The organism is Psychrobium sp. MM17-31 (assembly GCF_022347785.1).
Classification (GTDB): Bacteria; Pseudomonadota; Gammaproteobacteria; order Enterobacterales; family Psychrobiaceae; genus Psychrobium.
In genome coordinates this window covers 1-19,787 of the sequence record NZ_JAKRGA010000002.1, presented here as the reverse complement: position 1 = coordinate 19,787, position 19,787 = coordinate 1, and the positions used below count along the sequence as shown (strand labels likewise).

Sequence of the window (19,787 nt, the reverse complement as noted above, 5' to 3'; positions counted from 1 at the left end):
TGGTGGCAGAGTGCTATCGACCCTCTCGCCAGAATGTTGATTTAATCTTTCGCGGTTCTAATGCGTTACACATGGTTCCTACACATAACATAGTGCCGCTTTCTTCTGCAGATGCGCGAGGCACGTGAATAAGAACAGGGGCTGGCGGAATAGTCGCATTTGCCAGTTCGACAGAACGGTCACTAATATCGCATTCGGTTTTATCACAGCTATTTTCAACTTTAGCTTGACCGTTTTCCATTTCGGGAAGGGTATTTTTGTAGTTAGCGAGTCCATTACGGACATTGATGCGGTAGAGGTGGGATGTGCCACCACCAATGCTACAGCCACCACTATCAAGCGTCGGCTCAAAGGTTGTAAACCAAATCGCATTGTCGGCGGTTGTGCTCGAAGCGAGGACTTTTTCTCCTTTTGATTTAGATAACTTAAAGAACCAACCTTCGTAAGTTTTTAATACGTCATCGGCAATGTCTTTAACCGATTCAATTAAACGAGCATGAGTGATTGCAGTTGGATTGATTTCAGGTACTACAGGTTGTTTAAATAGATAAAACTCATCTTGAATACTATTATTTTTAGGGTGTGCTCGGAAACCGCTTCCGATGGCAATTGCTAATTGAGTGCCATTGCTGCCCTTGAGTATAGAGACATCTGGCGCATTATAGAATCGGCGGTTGCCACTTATAGTATTGTCTGCGATGTTAGCGATAATTTGCGCTTGGGATAATTTATATCCGTCAGACATATTAAAGCGTAATAAACGGCCTCCCATATCGCCAACGTATACCTGATCTACAATTTTATCGCCGTCTAAATCAATTGCTTTGACGTCTGAGGGAATACTGTAACCTAAACCGGTTTGGCTGCTCAATATACTGCCATTACTCGCTCTGACTAGGTAAATAGCATCGCCAGCGTTGTCAGTTTGACGTCTTGTTGCGTTATCCTGTTCTTTATCATAGCCGCCGCCAAAGATAAGTGCTTTAGTGACAGTATCATTTACAGACACGTTAATAACTTTAGGCGCCGACCATGTTTGACCCAAGTTCTCGAACCCAGGCTTTTGAGGGGATATGACGTAAGCCAATGTCGGTTTATTACGGTTGGTAACTTTGAGTGTGTAGTAACTTGCACCACCACGGCGCATGCCCACAGTAATAAATAAATCGTTTCCCTGTTTCCAGCTACTGATTTTTCCGTCTAGCCCATAGATATGGTTTGTACCTTTGGTTTGGGCAAAAATCTTAGCCTGAATGGCTAATAATTCTTTGGGAATAAACGCATATAGCTCCTGTCCTGTTTCAACATCAATTGCATGGAGATAGCCCTGATTATCGCCGAAAAAAACCACTGAATTTTGCGATTGGCCATTCTTTTTAGGGTATGAAACAACAACGGGAGTTGAGTGCAGCGGATCTGCCAAGGTTTGATTCGAGAGCATTTGCGAAATAATGGTGTCGCGCTCTTGTGTTGTATCAACATCAAAATCCTGCGGCGTGAATTTACTGGTAAATTCAGTTGAATTTTTAATTTTTATTAATGAATTCCCATTGTTAACAAACAACTTACGATCTGCAGTAAGGTGCTCCCTTACACCACCTTGCAGTACATCATCGCCGTCGGCGCTGCTGCTCCAAAAACTCACCGCTGATGAATAGAAACTGTTGTTTGATTTATCAAAAGCATTTTGCTTGTTGCTGTCGATAATATTACCGTCAGCACTGACTTTGTAGCGCTTTAAATTACCCTGCCAACTGGTTTTATCTGTAGGCTGAAATAGTGTGTAGTAAAGATCATTATTGTGACTGAGACGATTCGTGCTATCAATGGAAACAGGTGCGCTGGAAAATGTTGTGGTTTTTGACAAAACGCTGCTTTGGATGCGTTCAAATGCGTTTTTAAGACCTGCATGGTCGCTTGCTTGAAAGTATTGTCCGTTACCAAGCCGAGCTATCTTTTCTAACCACGCATCGGAAACATTAAACCCTATCGTGTGAACGTCGATAAATTTTTTTGCAATAGAATCTTCGATGAAAATGCCTTTATTTATTGCGCTAACCAGTTCTTGGCTGCAGGCAAGTGGATAACGCTTACTTGCTTGTCCACGATTGTCGTTGTGACAAACAAGGTTGTTGTCTGGAAAGCTCTTTATTTCATTGATGGTGTTATACCACCAATGATTCGTCTGATGAGATCCTGGGTTATGCACGGCAAAACCATCGGTTAGAACCACAACTGTTGCTGTTTCTTCGCAAGCATCTGTTAGCGGACTAATGTATTTAGGGGACTTACCATTAGTTGGGACAATACGTATATCTTTGCAATCGATGCTATTTTCCCAGCCTTCAAAGCAGCCTGTTGGGTAGCTTATGTTGCCATTTTTAAATGATTTAGGATGTGATAAACGTTCGTAATAACGCCAGTAATTATTGTGCTCTGTTGCCGTTCTTGATGCATTAAAATGAGGGTTTACAGACATTTTTACCTTTTCACCAGACAGATACTTTAGTGTGTCAAAAAGTGCAGGGACTGTCGGTGTCATAAATGTCAAACGTTGGTTATACAACTCTTCGATAAGTTTTTCACGACCTGTGATCGTGCGTTTGATGTCCTTTTCCGTACGGATAAATAAGACGGGATTGAGCCCAGATAAAATTCCCGCAACTCCCCCTAATTGAGCATTGGTAATATCTGAAACATCTAGCATCAAGGTTATAGCATTACCAGTCTGCCATCCAGAAACAGAAGTTATCTCGTTGATTATATTTGATAAGTCTCCTAACTTGTGGGCAGGTTGTCTTATGCCTTTGAAATTAGTTGTATCTCTATAATACCAATCGCGAGGCGAGCCTGGTGAATTGAAACGCAGATTTGTAGTGTTTGAGGTGCGTGGTCTGGTTGTTAGATTCGCTTTCGTTGGGTTGAACGCCAGCGAATTGACAGATTTCTCACCAAATACGGGGATATTGAACGTAGGACAGAGACTACCTCCAGTTGCAAAGCAGTTTACTCCTGCTGGTGTGAGTTCAATAAATGCTTCGATGACTTTATCGTTCTTTGACAATGGCATATTGGCAAAACGCAATGCTATTAATTTGTTATCTTTGAAAGACAATTTTCCCACTTTACCGAGCTTTACCGATTTAGAAGTTGTTTCGGCCGCCATATCACTATATCTAGTTGCAACTCTATTAAAACGATTAAAAGTTTCACTGAGGGTTTCATCTAGATTAGTTACTGGATATATCACGGCACCAGTGTTTTCATTCATCCGTGACAGACCAATATCAACGCCTTCAGACTGCCTGATAAATTCAGTTATCGCTTCTTGCATTGTCGTCAGCCGGCTTTTGTTTGTTTGGCCAACCTGATTTTTCATTGAACGAGAGGTATCTAACAGCATCATGACTTTAGGCTTGGGTTTTTGAGATACTAGAAATATCTCAGTGTCGTCTGCTTTTACTGGCTTTAATAATGCAACTTGCAAACAAATGGCACTGCAGATTATTGTCCAAAGTCTGGCACTATTCATAAATAAAACCTCGACTTAGGGTTGCGTTGGCACCTGAATTATTGAATGAAGCCGTACTGGTAATTTCGAAACTTACATCTCGAATAATATTATCGTCATTGCTGGCGTCGAGAGATACACCTGCACGCAACGAGCTCCGAGGCGTTGATTTATAAGTTAAGCGCACTGTAAGTCCTTCTACATCAAACGAATTGTCAAGAATAGTCGCTTCAGTTCCTTCAGTCATAGAGGTGTTCATCGCACTCATATTATTTTGTGAATCGACGTTTGGAATAGCGATAGACGATAGCGCGTTAATTAGTGCACTTTCAGCGCTGTTGAATGTAATACTTGCTTGTTGGGCATTGCTAACCATTCTAGATTGGCTTTGGGCGTTACTGAGTTGTGATGTCGAGATCAAGGTTATTACTAGTAGTACGACTAAACTTACGACTAACACTGCGCCACGCTGCGAACTTAGAAATGATTTCATACCAACCTCAATGTCGAGATTAAGATTTATTCACGTGATAATTTCGCATGAGAGAAATGGTCGTGAATAACGGACTGAGGTAAGTATAGGAGAGATTTTTAACGTTATTAGAAAAGTTTAACCATATGATTATCTTTTTATAATCATATGGTTATATTGCTTTTGTGTACTGTTTTTTTTACAGTTCTTTTGTCTTTTTCCTGGCTGGCTTTGTAGGCCTTTAGTGTTGTTTTACGGGCCTTCTCGCCAGAAATTCATCCGGCTTTTACGACTTGGCAGTTCTTTACAATAGGTGCCAATACACACCACACTACCACTTCCTTCTGAGGTATCGTCCGGATCATTAACGTGAATTAAGACTGGGCTGGGTGGAATTGATCCGTTTTGTAATTCAACATAACGATCTGTTTCTCCGCACGTGGTATTTGTGCATGAATTTGATTCATCGACTTTGCCGTTAACGACTGTAGGGATTGCTTTTTTATAGTTTGGCGTACCATTGGAGATATTTACGCGATAAAGACGCGATGTGCCTCGTTTAACCACACAGCGATTGGTGCCAATGGAAGGTTGGAAGGTTGTAAACCAGACTGCACTCTCAAACGTTAAACTTGACGCCAATACTTTTTCCCCACCGCTGTGTAGGGGAAGGTACCATCCTTTTTTAGCCGCTAATAGTTCGTTGTCGATAGTCAATGTTGCTGGCAAGAGATCCGAATTGGTAATTTTGGTCGGTTTGGCCTCAGGTGCCAACGGTTGTTTGAACATATAAAAATTATCTTGGATAACCGTGTTATTTGGATGTGCATGGTAGCCGCTGCCAATAGCGACAGCCAATGTAGAGCCACCAGTTCCTTCAATCACCGAAATATCAGGTGCATGGTAAAAACGACGATTAGTCGACTGACTAGTCCCTGATATTTCAGCGATAGCATCGACATTGAGTTTGTTGCTGCCATCGAGATCGGCTCGTAACACGCGCCCACCCATATCGCCGACATAGAGTTGGTCAGTTGTGCCGTCGCCGTCAATATCAATAGTTTTTATATCAGAAGGGATTGAATATCCGAGGTCTTTCGCCGAGAGTTCGATGGTGCCAGCAACGGCATCGATAATATAAATGCCATCGCCCACATCATCACCGGTGCGAGTTGTAACTGAATCTTGCTTGGTGTCATAGCCGCCACCAAAAATTAATACACTCTTTTCTCCTGAACCTTTTTTAATCTTGGTTTTAATTGGGGTTGACCATGTTTGGCCTAGTTGAGAAAAACCGCTGCTATCCGGGGTTATCTTCCATTGTAGTGTTGGTGTGTTGCGATCGGTGACATCTAGCGCGTAATAACCACGGCCGCCACGTCGCATGCCACTGGCAATGTATTTACGTCCACCTTCTGTCCATTTCACTATGTTACCATCCATGCCGTAAATGTGATTGGACGATTTAGCGTTGAGACGAATTGCTGGTTGTTTTGTGAGTAACTCCTTGGGAATAAACGCCCATAATTCGTTGCCAGTAGTAGCATCAATGGCGTGAATATAGCCTTGATTATCACCAAAGAAGATAACTGATCCGGCGTCACCATAACTCATTTCAATAGGTGCTGAATGTAGTGGGTCGGCGATATTTTTATTGTTCAGCATCCATGTGATGTGATCTTCTTTATCGGTGGCAGAGCTCAAACCAAAATCGCTAGCGCTAATAGTACTATTGGTTCCTTCAACTAACTTGGTCAATGCAGCGCCTGAGCCAATATTGGTATAAATATTACGACTTATTGTTTGTAAACGCTCAGCAGCACCACCGGCTGTAACCTGGGCTCCATCTGCTGTTGCGCTCCAAAAACTTTGCGCCGAATCCAAAAACAAACCGGTAGTGGGGTTGGTTGCAACATTTCGGTTTACATCGACCACATTGCCACTTTTACTCAACTTATAATGCTTGAGGTTTCCACGCCAAGAAGACAATTCGTTAGGAGTAAATAGGGCGTAATATAAATTATCATTGTGATTAAGCTGATTGGCGCTGTTGAGAGTTATCGACGTATTAGAGAAGGTAACCGCTTCTTTAATGATGTCGGCTTGAATTTCTTTAAATACTTGTAACAAATCAGAAGTACCAGTTGCTGTCTTATATTGACCGCCACCGTGGTTCGCCATTGATTGTAACCAGGTATCTTCGTTGTTAAAACCTATTGTATAGAGTTTGATTTTCTGCTGATCTGTTAAGCCATTTACGCTAATGCCATTCTTTATTTTGGTCGCTAACGTTGTACCACAGGTTTGCGCATAACCACGATTAGATGGCCCTTCTTGGGTACAGGCGCTGTTAGTATTATTAATGGTTTGGCTAATATCGTAGGTCATATTACGCCACCATTGATTATTATCGTATGCGCCATAGCCGTGAGTCGCTTCGCCATCTGTTAGCAATACAATTTGCCCCTCATTGTCACCACAGGTATCAGTTAACGGGGTTTTATAGCGCAAAGTACCACCGCTTTCACTAATGTAAATTTGGCGACAAGCTTCGTCGTTTAACCAGTTTTCATGACAATATTGCGGTCGATTTATCTGGCCATATTGATAACTGTCGGCATGTGGAATTCGCTCAAATAATTGATTGTAAATATAGTTAGGATTACCGCCGTTACGGGATGTATTTAGCGTGCTATTATGGTTGGACTTTACTCGCGAGCCAGTCATATATTTTACTGCTTCATAGAGCGCTGGAACTGTTGGTGTATAATTGGTAAGTCGCTGATTGTTCATTTCCTCAATCAGTTTTTGACGTGTACTGATAGTCCGATTATAGGGCGCGACACGAACAAACAAAGTTGGGCTAAAATACAATGAACGTGTACTCATAAAACCGCCTAAACGGCTGTGCCAGCTTTGATTAAGCGAACTTGTATCAAAAATTAAACTCAGGGCATTACCGCTTTTCCAGTCACTTTGATTAACAATTTCTTGAACTATTGGTGTTATGTTTAACAGTTTGTAAGGCTCAGTTCTAACACTATCTTCCCAATTGGTAATATATGCAGCGACCGATGCTGAAGTTTTAGGTCGGCTGCTAATATTGTCATTATCGTTATGATCAAATTGCGCGGAATTGGGGCTTTTTTCTCCATGGATATTGAGGGTGAAATTTCCACACCAAGTGCCGTCACAGCCGTGATCAGGAAATACCTGTAAGAAAACCTCTTCCACTTGATGGCCTTGCGGAATGATCATGTTGTCAAATCTAAGGCCAATATATTTAGTATCTTTAAAGCTAAATGTTTCATAGGAGCTGCTGTCAGAAGATGTTCTTACATAAACTGCTGAGCTTGTTTGATAGGCATTGTTACGATCGTCAGTTATCGGTCTATCAAAGCGCTCTACGGTTTCTTGGATCGATGTTTCCAAGCTAGAAACAGGATAAACAACAGCACTAGTGCGCTGATTTGTGCGCATCAATCCAACATTTATACCGTTTGCCTCGTTGATAAACTGGGTTAATGCATCTTTCATTACTGTGATGCGGTTTCTTTTATTTGAAACGTGAAAAGCCATAGAGCCTGAAGTATCTAATACCATCATGACTTTAGGAGTTACTGTATCGCCGAGATAGAAAATTTCCGTATCATCAGCGTGTGACGGTGAAACACTAGCCAGAGGGAGGCATAAGCCGATAAAAAAGTAGGTACATAACTGGCTAAAACGTTTCATTGTTAATGCTCCCAACCGATAGTGCTACCGGTTTTTTTGAGGCCTGTTTCATCTAAGCTATACACCACGCTTGTATCGTCGATACGAGTCGCCGTAATAGTGTATCCTGCGCCATTGTGTTGTGGAGTTACAGCTAATGTATGGGTTGCAGAACTGCCATCAAGTGGTGCTTTTTTAGGATAAACCATTGCAGTATCTGCATTGGCATAGCTGTTGTTGTCAATGTAATAGCGCTCTAGTGAAACGCTAATTTCAACCACTGCCGCCTGCGCTAAAGCATCTTCCGAGCGCACGACATAGTCGCGATAATTGGGATAAGCAATACTCGCCAAAATGCCAATAATTGCCACAACAATCATTAGCTCTATTAGCGTGAAACCACGTAGCTTATTCATAGGTAAATCCTTGTACTATTGTTGAGGTAGCTCCAGAGCTTTGGTCAGATGCTGTGCTGGTTGCAGTGAAGTTAACTTTGCGGATCATGAAGTCATTTTGACTCGAATCTAGTGAAATCCCAGCGCGCAAAGCATTGACTGTTTCAGTTTTATAAGAAACCGCCACCTTCATTTTTTCAGTGCTAAGTTGCGTGTTATTAACGGTCATTTCAACACCCTCATCGGCAGTCATCGCATTGCCCATTGCTACCATATTCTCTTCATTAGATGCCGCTTGTTCGCTGATCATCTTCATGGAATGAGACATGGCACTTTCGGCAAGATTGAACGTTGTGGTTTGTTGTTGAAAATTAGACGTCATGCGCGACTGTTCGCCCGCCTTGCTAAGTTCGGTTACTGAAATGAGGGTTACCGTTGTAAGTACCACTAAACTTACTACCAATATTGCACCACGTTGTTTGCTGAGTAACGAAGTCATCTATAATCGCCTGTTTCGAATTTTTACGGTGGTATTAAACGAGTGGCGTAAACGTTTATCGTTAACAGCACCTTGTGTTTGAGGAGTAATAGCTTGCTGTGCTATGTAATATGTTTGCGTATCAGCAGTTGTGCGAACCTCGTCTTGGCTACTAATAATTAACCCCAATTGAATGGCCGAAACATCTTGCATGTTGGGAGTTTTAGCTGCTTTGTCGTGGCGAACATATTTGATGTTGCCACTTGCTAATACTTCGCCGTAGAGAATCTTCATATTCTCTACGCCTTCTATTAACTCTTGAGTTGAATAAGACGCAGTTGCGCCACCATAATCAACCACTGTCTGATGGAGTGCGAAAATTGGCGCTCCTTGTCGGTTTTTTCGGCCTGTATCACCGATGAAATAGAGGGTAGCCTGATATCGAGCAATATTGGCGTTGCTCTGGTAGGCTTTACTTAAATTATTAGTTTCGTTGGTGCCTTGAGCGTGAGTAAGGGTAATCACACCGTCTTTGGTATTTGGGCTATTGGTGACGGTGAAAATGTCAGCAGTAACACAATCAGAAATGTAAATAACCTCATCCTTTTTAAAAGTGACACCGGATGATTGATTCACTTTGATGTTTGCTGAGCTATCCGACTGATTTTCACTAAGTTGTGCGCTAACTGAAGACATTCTTGCGATATAAATAGCATCTGTGCCTTTTTTGATAATTGATGTGATGCCAGTTTTTCCTTCAAACTGGGTACCTGTTTCCCAGCCGTCGTCGATGGTATATGCAATTAATTCGCTGGCAATAGGGTCGTAACCTGCGGGAATGCCTTTGGAATTTATTGTCGTCAAGGGAGTGTTGTTACTGACGCAACCGCGATAACCAATCATCCTAATATCGCGCTTTAGATATTCCATCGCAAATCTGCCACTCTCCTGAACACGAGAGCTCGCTTCTGTCACTTCTTGAGCTGTTCTTGTGTTGAGGTAAATCGAAAACAAACCACCAATAGTCGCCACACTTATCACTAATGCGATAAGGAGTTCGACGATACTAAAGCCTTGTTGGCTGTGGCTGGAAATACGCATGTTTATTTTAGTGTTTCTTCAATTATTAATTAATAATGACCTGAACTTCGTAATCAGTTTTCGCACGCTGACGCGTCGTTTGGCCGCCTTCATTTTGTTGCCAGTTTTTGGTATCCCACTCAACGCGAACGGTAAACAGGTTGTTTACGCCTGCTTTAACAGTTGCACTGGCGCCAGGCAACTGCTGACGTGCATTATCGCTGTTGACGTTGTTAATCAATTGCGCCCATTGGGCGATATCGATTTTTGCGAGTTGCGTCGTACTGCATCCTTCATCTGCGGTTAAACAATCTGACGATGGCATAGTTTGTCCGACACTTTTCACATCGTTAAATTCCCCTGCGGCAACTGCTTCAGGGTTATTACGCATCCGCTCGATAATATCTTGGCTAATATTGATTGCCTGTGAGCGTAGATAGGCTGCGTGATTTTGCTCCATCGATACGATGTGCAAACCAGCAATACCGAGCATTCCTATCGCTAATATCGCAATAGCAATCATCACTTCTAATAATGTAAAACCGCGCTTTTTACTAAAAGTATTCATGAGCAAGAGATATTATTTATTTCTGATTCAACTAATGAGCGTACCTGACCACCCATATTAAGTGCAACGCCTTTCGCATGTGCTGCACCGCGATCGTCGCAAAAGACGATTTCACCAATGTCATCAGGTGAGCCCAAAGCGTTAAAGGTAATACTTGTTGAGGCTAAGTTCTGAAAATAAACTGAGATATTGCTGCTGATTTCAGTGGTGCGAATAAGTGCGTCGGCATTGTTAAGAATAATCAATCGATTGCCATCGGCTGCGCAGGTTGCATTGTCACCTTCAACAGTGCCACGGCATAGTCTAACGTCTGATTTACGCTTGGTCGCTTCACTTCGAGCAAATGCAATTAAACTAGCCACCGTATTTGACTGGTTTATTAGCTCATTGTTTTTAACCAATTGATGTAAATTGGGAATACCTACGAATAAGGTAATGACAATAATCGTCATGGCAACAATGAGTTCAATGAGGGTGACACCCTTTTGCTTAATCATATACTTGCTGTCCATTTACCGCGTTAATTAATAATATAGCATTAATTTTAGCAAAAATATAAGGCACGATCTTGGTAGGAAAGTGCCTTATATCTATTCTAACTAGGTTTAATGTAGTAGAAAAATTAAAAAAATATGCAGATCTTGCTAGTTCTGTTATTTTTCAAATATTGCATCTACTGTTCCTTGTGCGAGCGGGTGATAACCTGGACGCGCTTTTTGGTAGACTTTATGCGCCCACGCTTTGCCTTCTTCGGTAGTTGCCAATTGCTTGTATAGCGGAACAATTAACTTGCGACGACCAATTTCGATGAGGTAATCATCGAGTTCATCATATATAGCTTTGTAACCATTCCCTAGCGCCAACAAGTACCACGCATGAGCAATTTCGTTGTTGGTGCTGGTGGTTAGTTTGAACTGGCTATCGAGCTCGGTCATTAGTTCAATACTTAAATCGCGTGGTAAGTTATTAATAAAATGTAGCCACTGATGAACTGTCCAATCACTGGTATTTAGTTCATTAACCGCTAGTTTACCTGCGTTAATTTGCGCTATTTGCTCATCGATAATATCGAAAACTGGTGATGTTGGCGTTGGCGTAAAGGTTGGTAAACCTTCAGCAAAAATCCACTCTTCGATTTCTGCTTTGTCTAATACACTTGGGTATTTTTGCAGTAAGTTGTCTGTGAAGTATTTGTAGAATGCATTAGTACCAATACTTTCGAATGCGTGCTCGTTAAAGTAATTTTTAATGAAACTGTCGAATACTTCACGGCCTAATTTTTGTTCAAGATAAACTAAGAATAATTGTCCCTTAGTGTAAGGAACACTTGAGAACGCCGCATCCGGATCGCGACTTTGTAAGTCAACATATAACACAGTGTCATTCGCTGGCATGCGTTTAACTAGTGCTCTAAGATTTTGGGCGTCTAGTGCCTGTTCCATCACCGCGCGTTTACGGCCAAACACTTCTTCCATAATGCGATTTTCAACGTAAGAAGTGAATCCTTCGTTTAACCATAGATCGCGCCAGCTTTCATTAGTTACCAAGTTACCAGACCAAGAGTGAGCAAGTTCGTGGGCAATCAAGTTCACTAAGCTCTTATCGCCAGCGATAACAGTTGGTGTGATAAAAGACAGGCGAGGGTTTTCCATGCCGCCAAATGGAAAGCTTGGTGGGAGAATTAGCAAGTCGTAACGACCCCATCTGTATGGACCAAATAACTTTTCGGTGGCGTCAATCATTGCTTGGGTATCGTCAAATTCAGCAACTGCTGCATCTAGGATGCTCGGCTCGGCATAAACACCTGTAATATCGCTCATCGCTTTGAACTTTAAGTCACCAACGGCAATGGCAATTAAGTATGGCGGAATTGCTTGCGGCATCTCAAAAAAGTAATCGCCATCGCGCTCAGTTGTTGGTTCGTTATTGGCACTCATAACTGCTAGTACTGATTCATCAGTGTAAATACGCGCGCTATAAGTCATGCGTACGCTTGGTGTGTCTTGAATCGGGATCCAGCTGCGAGCATGGATAGCTTGGTTTTGGCTAAACATAAATGGCTGCTTTTTACCGGCTGTTTGCGCTGGTGTTAGCCACTGTAGCCCTGATGCCTTGTCGGTAGATTCGTAATAGACGCGAAGGGTTTGCGCTTGGAAGCTCGGCTTGACCGTTAACTTCGCACCCATAACATCGTCACGTGGTGCTAAGTTAAATTTAATTTCGTGCCATTTTCCATCGCTTGATTTAGCTAATGTGCGGTGGATGATCAGGTCGCGAGTGTCTAATACAACTTGTGTCGTTGCTGCTGATTCCCAATTTAGGTCGAGATCGGCAAACCCTTTGAGGGCTTTGTTTTCAAAATCAACGGCAAGGTCTAAATAAAGGTGACTGACTTTTACATCGTCGTAATTGGCATAGGTTAAATCGTCTACTTTTTTCGCATGGCTAAATGCTGACAAAAGTAAACAACAAGTAAGGGCGATAAATCGGCGCATAGTCTTTGTTCTTATTGAAATAAAAGTCGATAGTTTAGATTAAATAATGTCTTTTGAACATCACTCGATTTATGTAAGAATAAAGCCACTGAGCAAGATAATTAAATTTCTAAGGGATCCACCATGAAGAAGATCGAAGCGATCATAAAACCATTTAAACTTGACGATGTTCGAGAAGCACTTTCTGATATTGATGTGACAGGGATGACAGTATCTGAAGTAAAAGGTTTTGGACGCCAAAAAGGCCATACTGAGTTGTATCGCGGTGCCGAGTATATGGTGGATTTCTTGCCTAAGGTTAAATTAGAAATCGTAATTAACGACGATATGCTTGATCGCTGCGTTGAAGTGATTCAAGGGGCTGCATTTACTGGAAAAATTGGTGACGGTAAGATTTTTGTTACTGATATCGAGCGCGTAATTCGTATTCGTACTAACGAAGAAGATGAAGAAGCAATTTAATTACAATAAATTGATGGATAAAAAAAGCGCCACGTTTTTTAACGTGGCGCTTTTTTGTTGAGCTTTAAATGCTAACCTTGCGGAAAGTTCAAGTCGATGACTTGTTGAGTGCGCTGAGCTAAGTCTTCTTGCTTTAGTGCTTGATAAGATTGTTTCATAATCTCAAGCGCTGGTTTGGTAGAAGCGGTATTACCATAACTAGTTAACACTTCTTTGGCGCGATTAATTGCTGCTACATAGATTTCGCGATCCAAATAATATTGCGCAATGGCGATATTGTGCTTAGCCAATTGATTCTTTAAAGCGACCATACGCTGGCGAGCATCAGGTGCATAATGACTCTCTGGGCGTGTTTCGATTAATTGCTTAAAATCGCGGAACGCTTGGATAGCAAACTGCGGGTCACGGTCACTGCGATCGATATTAAACAATTCGTGGAACATGTTTTCATCTGACGCCATATTTGCCAACCCACGCATATAAAACACGTAATCAATATCAGGGTGTGTTGGATTTAAACGCAAAAACCTATCAATAGTCGCAAGTGCTTGATCACTATTGCCTTGGCGGTAGTAGGCGTAGATTAAATCAAGCTGAACTTGATTTGCTTGTGGACCAAACGGATAACGCGACTCTAGTGCTTCTAACACGCGAGTAGCTTTAATAAGATTACCTTGATCTAATGCTTCTTGTGCATTTTGGTACATTTGCTCTGGGGCAGTAATACGAACTTGAGGTTCGTCTGGCTGGCTAGAACATCCTGCTAAACCAAGCGCTAAAACTAACGAAATTGTTGCTAGTGAACGTTTTTTATACATCATTTTATTCATAATCCTCACATATTCGACAAGTATCTATTAAGCTGAGGCAAAATAAAAGCTACAATAGCGACTAATCGTGGGTTTTTTTGATTAACTCAATGCCCGTTAGTTCCCTTAATGTAGAAATATAAATGAATCAAGCGATCAATTTAATGGCCAAAGTGGCTATAGAGCAGTGTGACCAACGTTTAGACCAAGCTATTGCTGAACTTTTTAGTGATTATTCTCGCAGCCGTTTAAAAGAATGGATTTTAGCGGGATACGTTAAAGTTGATGGTGAGGTGGTTACTAAAGCACGCGTTAAGGTGTTGGGTGAAGAAATTATCGAAATAGACGCGTTCATTGAAGTTGAAGAACGTCATAAGCCACAAGATATTCCACTAAACATTGTATATGAAGATGAGCACATCCTAGTGATTAACAAACCAGCTGGTTTAGTTGTTCATCCTGGTGCTGGTCAGCCTGATGGCACCGTATTAAATGCATTGTTACATCATCACCCTGAAATAGATAATGTACCTCGTGCGGGTATCGTTCATCGTCTTGATAAAGACACGACAGGATTAATGGTGGTTGCTAAGACTATTCCTGCACAAACCAAATTAGTGAAAATGATCCAAAAGCGCGATATCACTCGTGAATACGAGGCTATTGCAATTGGTCAAATGACAGCGGGCGGTAAAATTGAAGCGCCTATCGCCCGTCACGCCACACGTCGTACTCATATGGCAGTTGACCCAGACGGTAAAGAAGCAATTACGCGCTACCGTATCGCTGAAAAATTCAGAGCACATACTCGTTTACGTCTGCGTCTTGAAACGGGTCGTACGCACCAAATTCGCGTTCACATGTCATATATGCGTCACGCGCTATTAGGTGATCCTGTCTACGGTGGTCGCCCTAAGCCAATTAAGGGCTCAAGTCCTGAACTGTTAGATGCAATGCGTGATTTTAAACGCCAAGCGCTACACGCGATTAAGTTGCAATTAGCACATCCTATCACTGGTGAAGAAATGCGCTGGCAAGCACCTGTGCCAGAAGATATGGCGCAAATGACGCAGTTACTTCGTCAAGATACCTTGGACAATCAGCCACAATAATGATTATTCCAAATTGGGCGGCACCTAGTCACATAAAAGCATTTACCACCCTACGAACAGGTGGGGTGAGTGAGGCGCCGTTTGATACTAATAATCTCGGCGCTCATGTCGGTGATGATATCGCTGCCGTTAGTGCTAATCGCCAAGCCATTAATCAATATTTACCGCACGATATTATCTGGCTTAATCAAACGCATAGCATCGATGTGGTCGACATAAACCCCGATACACCACAAAGCTGCGATGGCGACGCTGCTTTTACTAGGTTAACTAATACTCCTTGTTGTGTCATGACCGCCGATTGTCTGCCGTTACTCGTCACCAATCGAGCAGGTTCCAAAGTCGCTGCAATACACGGTGGCTGGCGCGGCCTTGCCGATGGCATTGTCGAAAACTCACTTAACTATTTTAGTGAGTCGCCAAGTGAACTGATGGTGTGGTTAGGGCCTGCTATCGGACCTGAACAATTTGAAGTCGGGCAAGATGTTGTCGATATCTTTGTTAGTAAGCACCCCGACAACCACCAATGTTTTAAAGCCCGAGGAGATAAATTCTTAGCCGATATTTATCAGCTTGCTCGGAACACGCTTAATCGCTGTGGTGTTACACAAATTAGCGGTGGCGATTATTGTACTGTGACGCAAGACGATAAGTTCTTTTCTTATCGCCGAGATGGCCAAACTGGCCGCATGGCAACAGTTATTTGGATTGAAGATTGATCGCAATCAATTCGGCGATTATTTATTCATTTTATTTGCAATTGGCGCTTGTTTTCTAAAAATTCGTTCCCATCAATTAACTAGTATAGTGAGTTAATATTGAGGAAGAATATGCGCTTAGACCGTCTCACCAGTAAGTTTCAACTAGCAATCTCCGATGCCCAGTCAATCGCTCTTGGTAGGGATCATCAATATATTGAACCTATTCACTTATTTTCAGCGCTACTAAATCAAGAGAGCGGTAGTACTCGTGCGCTGCTCGTTGAATGTCAATGTGATATCTCGACGATTCGCAGCCGCATCTCGCAATCACTTGATCGTTTGGCGCAAGTTGAAGGAGTGCATGGTGATATTCAGCTCTCTAACGCCATGGTTAACCTGCTTAATGTTTGTGACAAGCTTGCTCAAAAACGTAAAGATAGATATATATCGAGCGAACTCTTTATTCTTGCGGCGCTTAACGACAAAGGGGCGTTAGGTGAGATCCTGCGCAAGGCTGATTTAACGGACAAAAAAGTCTCTGACGCAATAGAAAAAATTCGCGGCGGGCAGCAAGTGGAAGATCAAAACGCAGAAGATCAGCGCCAAGCACTCGATAAATATACCGTTGATCTAACTGAGCGCGCTGAACAAGGGAAACTCGACCCAGTTATCGGCCGCGATGATGAAATTCGTCGCACTATTCAAGTGTTGCAGCGCCGTACTAAAAATAATCCTGTGCTTATTGGTGAGCCTGGTGTTGGTAAAACTGCTATCGTTGAAGGCTTGGCACAGCGTATCGTAAACGGTGAAGTGCCTGACGGCATTAAAAATAAACGTGTATTGTCACTTGATATGGGGGCATTACTTGCTGGCGCTAAATATCGCGGTGAATTTGAAGAGCGTTTAAAAGCGGTGCTGAATGAGCTGGCAAAAGAAGAAGGGCAGGTGATCCTATTTATTGATGAGCTTCATACCATGGTTGGTGCTGGTAAGTCAGATGGTGCTATGGATGCTGGGAATATGTTAAAGCCCGCATTGGCTCGTGGCGAATTACATTGTGTCGGCGCAACGACCCTTGATGAATATCGCCAATATGTTGAAAAAGACGCGGCACTAGAGCGTCGTTTTCAAAAGGTACAAGTCGATCAGCCATCGGTTGAAGACACCATTGCTATTTTACGTGGTCTAAAAGAGCGTTATGAATTGCATCACGCCGTAGAAATTACTGATCCAGGTATCGTTGCTGCGGCAGTGCTATCACACCGCTACATTACCGATCGCCAGTTACCAGACAAAGCAATTGATTTAATCGATGAGGCAGCAGCGGCTATTCGGATGGCAATTGATTCTAAGCCTGAAACCTTAGATCGTCTCGAACGCAAGATAATTCAACTTAAATTAGAACAACAAGCCCTAGCAAATGAAGAAGACGATGGCTCTAAGAAACGTTTAGATAAGCTGCAAGTCGATTTAGCTAATTTTGAAAAAGAGTTTAAAGAGCTCGATGAAGTATGGAATGCAGAGAAAGCATCGCTTTCTGGCGCTCAAAATATTAAATCAGCTTTAGACCAAGCTAGACAAGATCTCGATGTTGCCCGCCGAGCCAGTGATCTAAATCGCATGTCAGAGCTTCAATACGGCAGAATTCCTGAGTTAGAGCGTCAACTTGATTTAGCCTCGCAAGCCGATATGCAAGAAATGACATTGCTCAAGCACAAAGTAACCAGCGATGAAATTGCAGAAGTTGTTTCTCGTGCCACTGGGATCCCAGTGAGTAAGATGCTCGATGGCGAGAAAACCAAATTGTTAAATATGGAGAGCCATCTCCAAAAGCAAGTTGTTGGTCAAAGCAAAGCGGTGACGGCAGTGTCTAATGCTATTAGACGTTCACGTGCAGGATTATCCGATCCTAACAAGCCGATTGGCTCTTTCTTATTCTTAGGCCCAACAGGTGTCGGTAAAACAGAATTGTGTAAAGCACTCGCTGATTATCTATTTAATAATGTCGATGCCATGGTTCGTATCGATATGTCTGAGTTTATGGAAAAGCATTCGGTAGCTAGACTTATTGGCGCACCTCCGGGATATGTTGGTTACGAAGAAGGTGGTTACCTAACCGAAGCTGTGCGTCGTAAGCCATATAGTGTGCTACTACTAGACGAAATTGAAAAAGCTCATAGTGACGTATTTAATATCCTATTACAGGTGTTGGATGATGGCCGCTTAACTGACGGTCAAGGGCGCACAGTTGATTTTAGAAATACCTTAATTATTCTAACCTCGAATATTGGCTCTGATCTTATACAGGAGCATGGTGGTGTATTAGAGCAAGCTGATATGACTTCAATGGTCATGGAAGTTGTTAAGAAGCACTTTAAACCAGAATTTATTAATCGTCTTGACGAGAATGTTGTGTTCCATGCGTTGACCAAAGACAACATAAAGAACATTGCTAAATACCAACTCCATTACTTGATTGAACGACTAGAAGGGCAGGATATCGAATTATCGATTGATGAATCGGCTCTAAATGCATTAGCAGATATTGGATTCGATCCAGTATACGGTGCTCGCCCATTAAAACGTGCTATTCAAGGATTAGAGAATCCTTTAGCTGAACATATTTTATCGGGTAACTTTGGCGCTAAAGATAGTGTTGAAGTGAGTTATGTCGATGAGGATTTTGTGTTTACTAAACGATAGGTCGCTATTAAAGAAGGAAGATGAGTAATCATTTTCCTTCTTTCTAATATTATTTTTGCTGTTCTTTTTTACAAAACATTTCAGCTTGTTTTTTCGCTAGGCTTAGTTGTTGTGCTTTATCTTTTTTGGTAAGTGTTTTTAGATTACCGTCAGCGTCTTTTTGTTGAATGTTATTAAAAGTTGTGAGGATTTGAATATTCTTGGTGGCGATATCGCAATTCTTTTTAGCGATGCGATCTAGTTCTTGCTCTTGTTTACTTAGATTCTTGTTAGTTTTACTTTTACTGTCTTGAACATATTGGCCTTGTTTGGTCATATCGATCTTCTTCACCTTATCAGCCGGAACATTATTCGGAGCCTTATAACTATAATGAGTGACACCATTGCTATCTGTCCAACGATATATATCTTTGGCTTGTGCGGTAAAGGCACAACCTAATAATAATATGGCAACGAAGAATTTCATGTTAACGCTCGACTAAATAAAGATGGTTAAAAATTGGTGAACGACAAAACTAACCGATTCCATTGAGTATAAAGCAATCTAAATTGCTTTGCACAAAAAATAGCGATGAAACAGATCATGGAATTTTAAACAATAATCATCATTTGGTACTAACTTAGCAACATTACGCCAAGTAATTTAACATTAAAGTCTAAAAAAAATACATGTGAATTATTAGTTGGAATTTTTCGAAAAAAGCCCTTGCCAAGTTAAATTGGATCTCTATAATGCGCATCCACTGACACGGCGGAGTAGCTTCTAAAACGAAGATGTGACGCAGGTTAGAGAACAAAACAACGTTTTAAAAATTATTTAGAATTAGTTGTTGACTTCGAATCGGGAATGCGTAGAATGCGCAGCCCTAACGCAACGAAGCACAGCGCTTTGAAGCGGTTCTCTCACCAAAAGGTGATTGAGATAAAACGTTCTTTAAAAATTAGTATTCAAATAAACTGTGTGGGCATTTGAAGATTGAGTATCTTACTCATGATTTAATGTCTACATAATGACAGTAAATTCATTGAGTCGTTTCTTCTTGTAATGAGAAGTAACGTAAAAAATCAAATTTTAATTGAAGAGTTTGATCATGGCTCAGATTGAACGCTGGCGGCAGGCCTAACACATGCAAGTCGAGCGGAAACGAAGAGTAGCTTGCTACTCTGGCGTCGAGCGGCGGACGGGTGAGTAATGCTTGGGAAGCTACCTAGTCGAGGGGGACAACCATTGGAAACGATGGCTAATACCGCATACGCCCTACGGGGGAAAGGAGGGGACCTTCGGGC

The 19,787-nt window shown here is 42.0% G+C and carries 15 protein-coding genes and 1 rRNA gene; 5 read left to right on the top strand and 11 right to left on the bottom strand.

Annotated features, from left to right (window positions below):
* Nucleotides 1-13: 13 nt before the first annotated feature.
* The 9 genes from MHM98_RS04475 to MHM98_RS04430 form a co-directional block, all read right to left on the bottom strand.
* Nucleotides 14-3,532 carry a VWA domain-containing protein gene (locus tag MHM98_RS04475; protein ID WP_239438078.1) on the bottom strand — a complete coding sequence of 1,173 codons (3,519 nt, stop codon included), beginning with the start codon at nucleotides 3,530-3,532 and terminating at the stop codon, nucleotides 14-16.
* Nucleotides 3,525-4,004: a PilX N-terminal domain-containing pilus assembly protein gene (locus MHM98_RS04470; protein WP_239438077.1), complete on the bottom strand. Its 480-nt coding sequence runs from the start codon at nucleotides 4,002-4,004 to the stop codon at nucleotides 3,525-3,527. Before MHM98_RS04470 ends, MHM98_RS04475 begins: the two co-directional genes overlap by 8 nt.
* 231 nt (nucleotides 4,005-4,235) lie before the next feature.
* On the bottom strand, nucleotides 4,236-7,718 hold the full coding sequence (locus MHM98_RS04465; RefSeq protein ID WP_239438076.1) for a PilC/PilY family type IV pilus protein: 3,483 nt from the start codon (nucleotides 7,716-7,718) through the stop codon (nucleotides 4,236-4,238).
* A gap of 2 nt (nucleotides 7,719-7,720) precedes the next feature.
* Entirely contained in the window at nucleotides 7,721-8,113 is a 393-nt protein-coding gene (locus MHM98_RS04460) for a type IV pilin protein (protein WP_275441410.1), read from the bottom strand.
* Complete coding sequence (locus MHM98_RS04450; protein WP_239438075.1) at nucleotides 8,106-8,591, bottom strand: PilX N-terminal domain-containing pilus assembly protein; 486 nt, start codon at nucleotides 8,589-8,591, stop codon at nucleotides 8,106-8,108. The genes MHM98_RS04460 and MHM98_RS04450 overlap by 8 nt, the downstream gene beginning before the upstream one ends.
* On the bottom strand, nucleotides 8,592-9,671 hold the full coding sequence (locus MHM98_RS04445; RefSeq protein WP_239438074.1) for a PilW family protein: 1,080 nt from the start codon (nucleotides 9,669-9,671) through the stop codon (nucleotides 8,592-8,594).
* A 25-nt stretch (nucleotides 9,672-9,696) separates the two neighbouring features.
* Entirely contained in the window at nucleotides 9,697-10,218 is a 522-nt protein-coding gene (gene pilV / locus MHM98_RS04440; RefSeq protein ID WP_239438073.1) for a type IV pilus modification protein PilV, read from the bottom strand.
* Complete coding sequence (locus tag MHM98_RS04435) at nucleotides 10,215-10,715, bottom strand: GspH/FimT family pseudopilin (RefSeq protein ID WP_239438072.1); 501 nt, start codon at nucleotides 10,713-10,715, stop codon at nucleotides 10,215-10,217. Before MHM98_RS04435 ends, pilV begins: the two co-directional genes overlap by 4 nt.
* A gap of 156 nt (nucleotides 10,716-10,871) precedes the next feature.
* Nucleotides 10,872-12,713 carry a leukotriene A4 hydrolase C-terminal domain-containing protein gene (locus MHM98_RS04430; protein WP_239438071.1) on the bottom strand — a complete coding sequence of 614 codons (1,842 nt, stop codon included), beginning with the start codon at nucleotides 12,711-12,713 and terminating at the stop codon, nucleotides 10,872-10,874.
* 123 nt (nucleotides 12,714-12,836) lie between these two features.
* Here MHM98_RS04430 and MHM98_RS04425 point away from each other — a divergent pair, with 123 nt between their 5' ends.
* Entirely contained in the window at nucleotides 12,837-13,175 is a 339-nt protein-coding gene (locus MHM98_RS04425) for a P-II family nitrogen regulator (RefSeq protein WP_239438070.1), read from the top strand.
* 71 nt (nucleotides 13,176-13,246) lie between these two features.
* Here MHM98_RS04425 and MHM98_RS04420 read toward each other — a convergent pair whose 3' ends face one another.
* Nucleotides 13,247-13,996 carry an outer membrane protein assembly factor BamD gene (locus MHM98_RS04420; protein ID WP_239438069.1) on the bottom strand — a complete coding sequence of 250 codons (750 nt, stop codon included), beginning with the start codon at nucleotides 13,994-13,996 and terminating at the stop codon, nucleotides 13,247-13,249.
* Between the two features lie 131 nt (nucleotides 13,997-14,127).
* Between MHM98_RS04420 and rluD the strand changes: the two genes are divergently transcribed.
* The 3 genes from rluD (at nucleotide 14,128) to clpB (ending at nucleotide 18,500) form a co-directional block, all read left to right on the top strand.
* Nucleotides 14,128-15,096 carry a 23S rRNA pseudouridine(1911/1915/1917) synthase RluD gene (gene rluD / locus MHM98_RS04415; protein WP_239438068.1) on the top strand — a complete coding sequence of 323 codons (969 nt, stop codon included), beginning with the start codon at nucleotides 14,128-14,130 and terminating at the stop codon, nucleotides 15,094-15,096.
* Nucleotides 15,096-15,815: a peptidoglycan editing factor PgeF gene (gene pgeF / locus MHM98_RS04410; protein ID WP_239438067.1), complete on the top strand. Its 720-nt coding sequence runs from the start codon at nucleotides 15,096-15,098 to the stop codon at nucleotides 15,813-15,815. Before rluD ends, pgeF begins: the two co-directional genes overlap by 1 nt.
* A gap of 111 nt (nucleotides 15,816-15,926) precedes the next feature.
* Nucleotides 15,927-18,500 (top strand): ATP-dependent chaperone ClpB, encoded by a 2,574-nt coding sequence (gene clpB, locus MHM98_RS04405; protein WP_239438066.1) that lies wholly within the window; start codon nucleotides 15,927-15,929, stop codon nucleotides 18,498-18,500.
* Between the two features lie 49 nt (nucleotides 18,501-18,549).
* Here clpB and MHM98_RS04400 read toward each other — a convergent pair whose 3' ends face one another.
* Nucleotides 18,550-18,966 carry a DUF4124 domain-containing protein gene (locus tag MHM98_RS04400; protein ID WP_239438065.1) on the bottom strand — a complete coding sequence of 139 codons (417 nt, stop codon included), beginning with the start codon at nucleotides 18,964-18,966 and terminating at the stop codon, nucleotides 18,550-18,552.
* 607 nt (nucleotides 18,967-19,573) lie between these two features.
* Between MHM98_RS04400 and MHM98_RS04395 the strand changes: the two genes are divergently transcribed.
* Nucleotides 19,574-19,787: ribosomal RNA gene (locus MHM98_RS04395) — 16S ribosomal RNA — on the top strand; the annotation flags it as partial.

Bases quoted from the DNA above. Each gene is read 5' to 3' on its own strand.
- MHM98_RS04475 (WP_239438078.1), bottom strand. From the start codon at position 3,532: ATGAATAGTGCCAGACTTTGGACAATAATCTGCAGTGCCATTTGTTTG.
- MHM98_RS04470 (WP_239438077.1), bottom strand. From the start codon at position 4,004: ATGAAATCATTTCTAAGTTCGCAGCGTGGCGCAGTGTTAGTCGTAAGT.
- MHM98_RS04465 (WP_239438076.1), bottom strand. From the start codon at position 7,718: ATGAAACGTTTTAGCCAGTTATGTACCTACTTTTTTATCGGCTTATGC.
- MHM98_RS04460 (WP_275441410.1), bottom strand. From the start codon at position 8,113: ATGAATAAGCTACGTGGTTTCACGCTAATAGAGCTAATGATTGTTGTG.
- MHM98_RS04450 (WP_239438075.1), bottom strand. From the start codon at position 8,591: ATGACTTCGTTACTCAGCAAACAACGTGGTGCAATATTGGTAGTAAGT.
- MHM98_RS04445 (WP_239438074.1), bottom strand. From the start codon at position 9,671: ATGCGTATTTCCAGCCACAGCCAACAAGGCTTTAGTATCGTCGAACTC.
- pilV (WP_239438073.1), bottom strand. From the start codon at position 10,218: ATGAATACTTTTAGTAAAAAGCGCGGTTTTACATTATTAGAAGTGATG.
- MHM98_RS04435 (WP_239438072.1), bottom strand. From the start codon at position 10,715: ATGATTAAGCAAAAGGGTGTCACCCTCATTGAACTCATTGTTGCCATG.
- MHM98_RS04430 (WP_239438071.1), bottom strand. From the start codon at position 12,713: ATGCGCCGATTTATCGCCCTTACTTGTTGTTTACTTTTGTCAGCATTT.
- MHM98_RS04425 (WP_239438070.1), top strand. From the start codon at position 12,837: ATGAAGAAGATCGAAGCGATCATAAAACCATTTAAACTTGACGATGTT.
- MHM98_RS04420 (WP_239438069.1), bottom strand. From the start codon at position 13,996: ATGATGTATAAAAAACGTTCACTAGCAACAATTTCGTTAGTTTTAGCG.
- rluD (WP_239438068.1), top strand. From the start codon at position 14,128: ATGAATCAAGCGATCAATTTAATGGCCAAAGTGGCTATAGAGCAGTGT.
- pgeF (WP_239438067.1), top strand. From the start codon at position 15,096: ATGATTATTCCAAATTGGGCGGCACCTAGTCACATAAAAGCATTTACC.
- clpB (WP_239438066.1), top strand. From the start codon at position 15,927: ATGCGCTTAGACCGTCTCACCAGTAAGTTTCAACTAGCAATCTCCGAT.
- MHM98_RS04400 (WP_239438065.1), bottom strand. From the start codon at position 18,966: ATGAAATTCTTCGTTGCCATATTATTATTAGGTTGTGCCTTTACCGCA.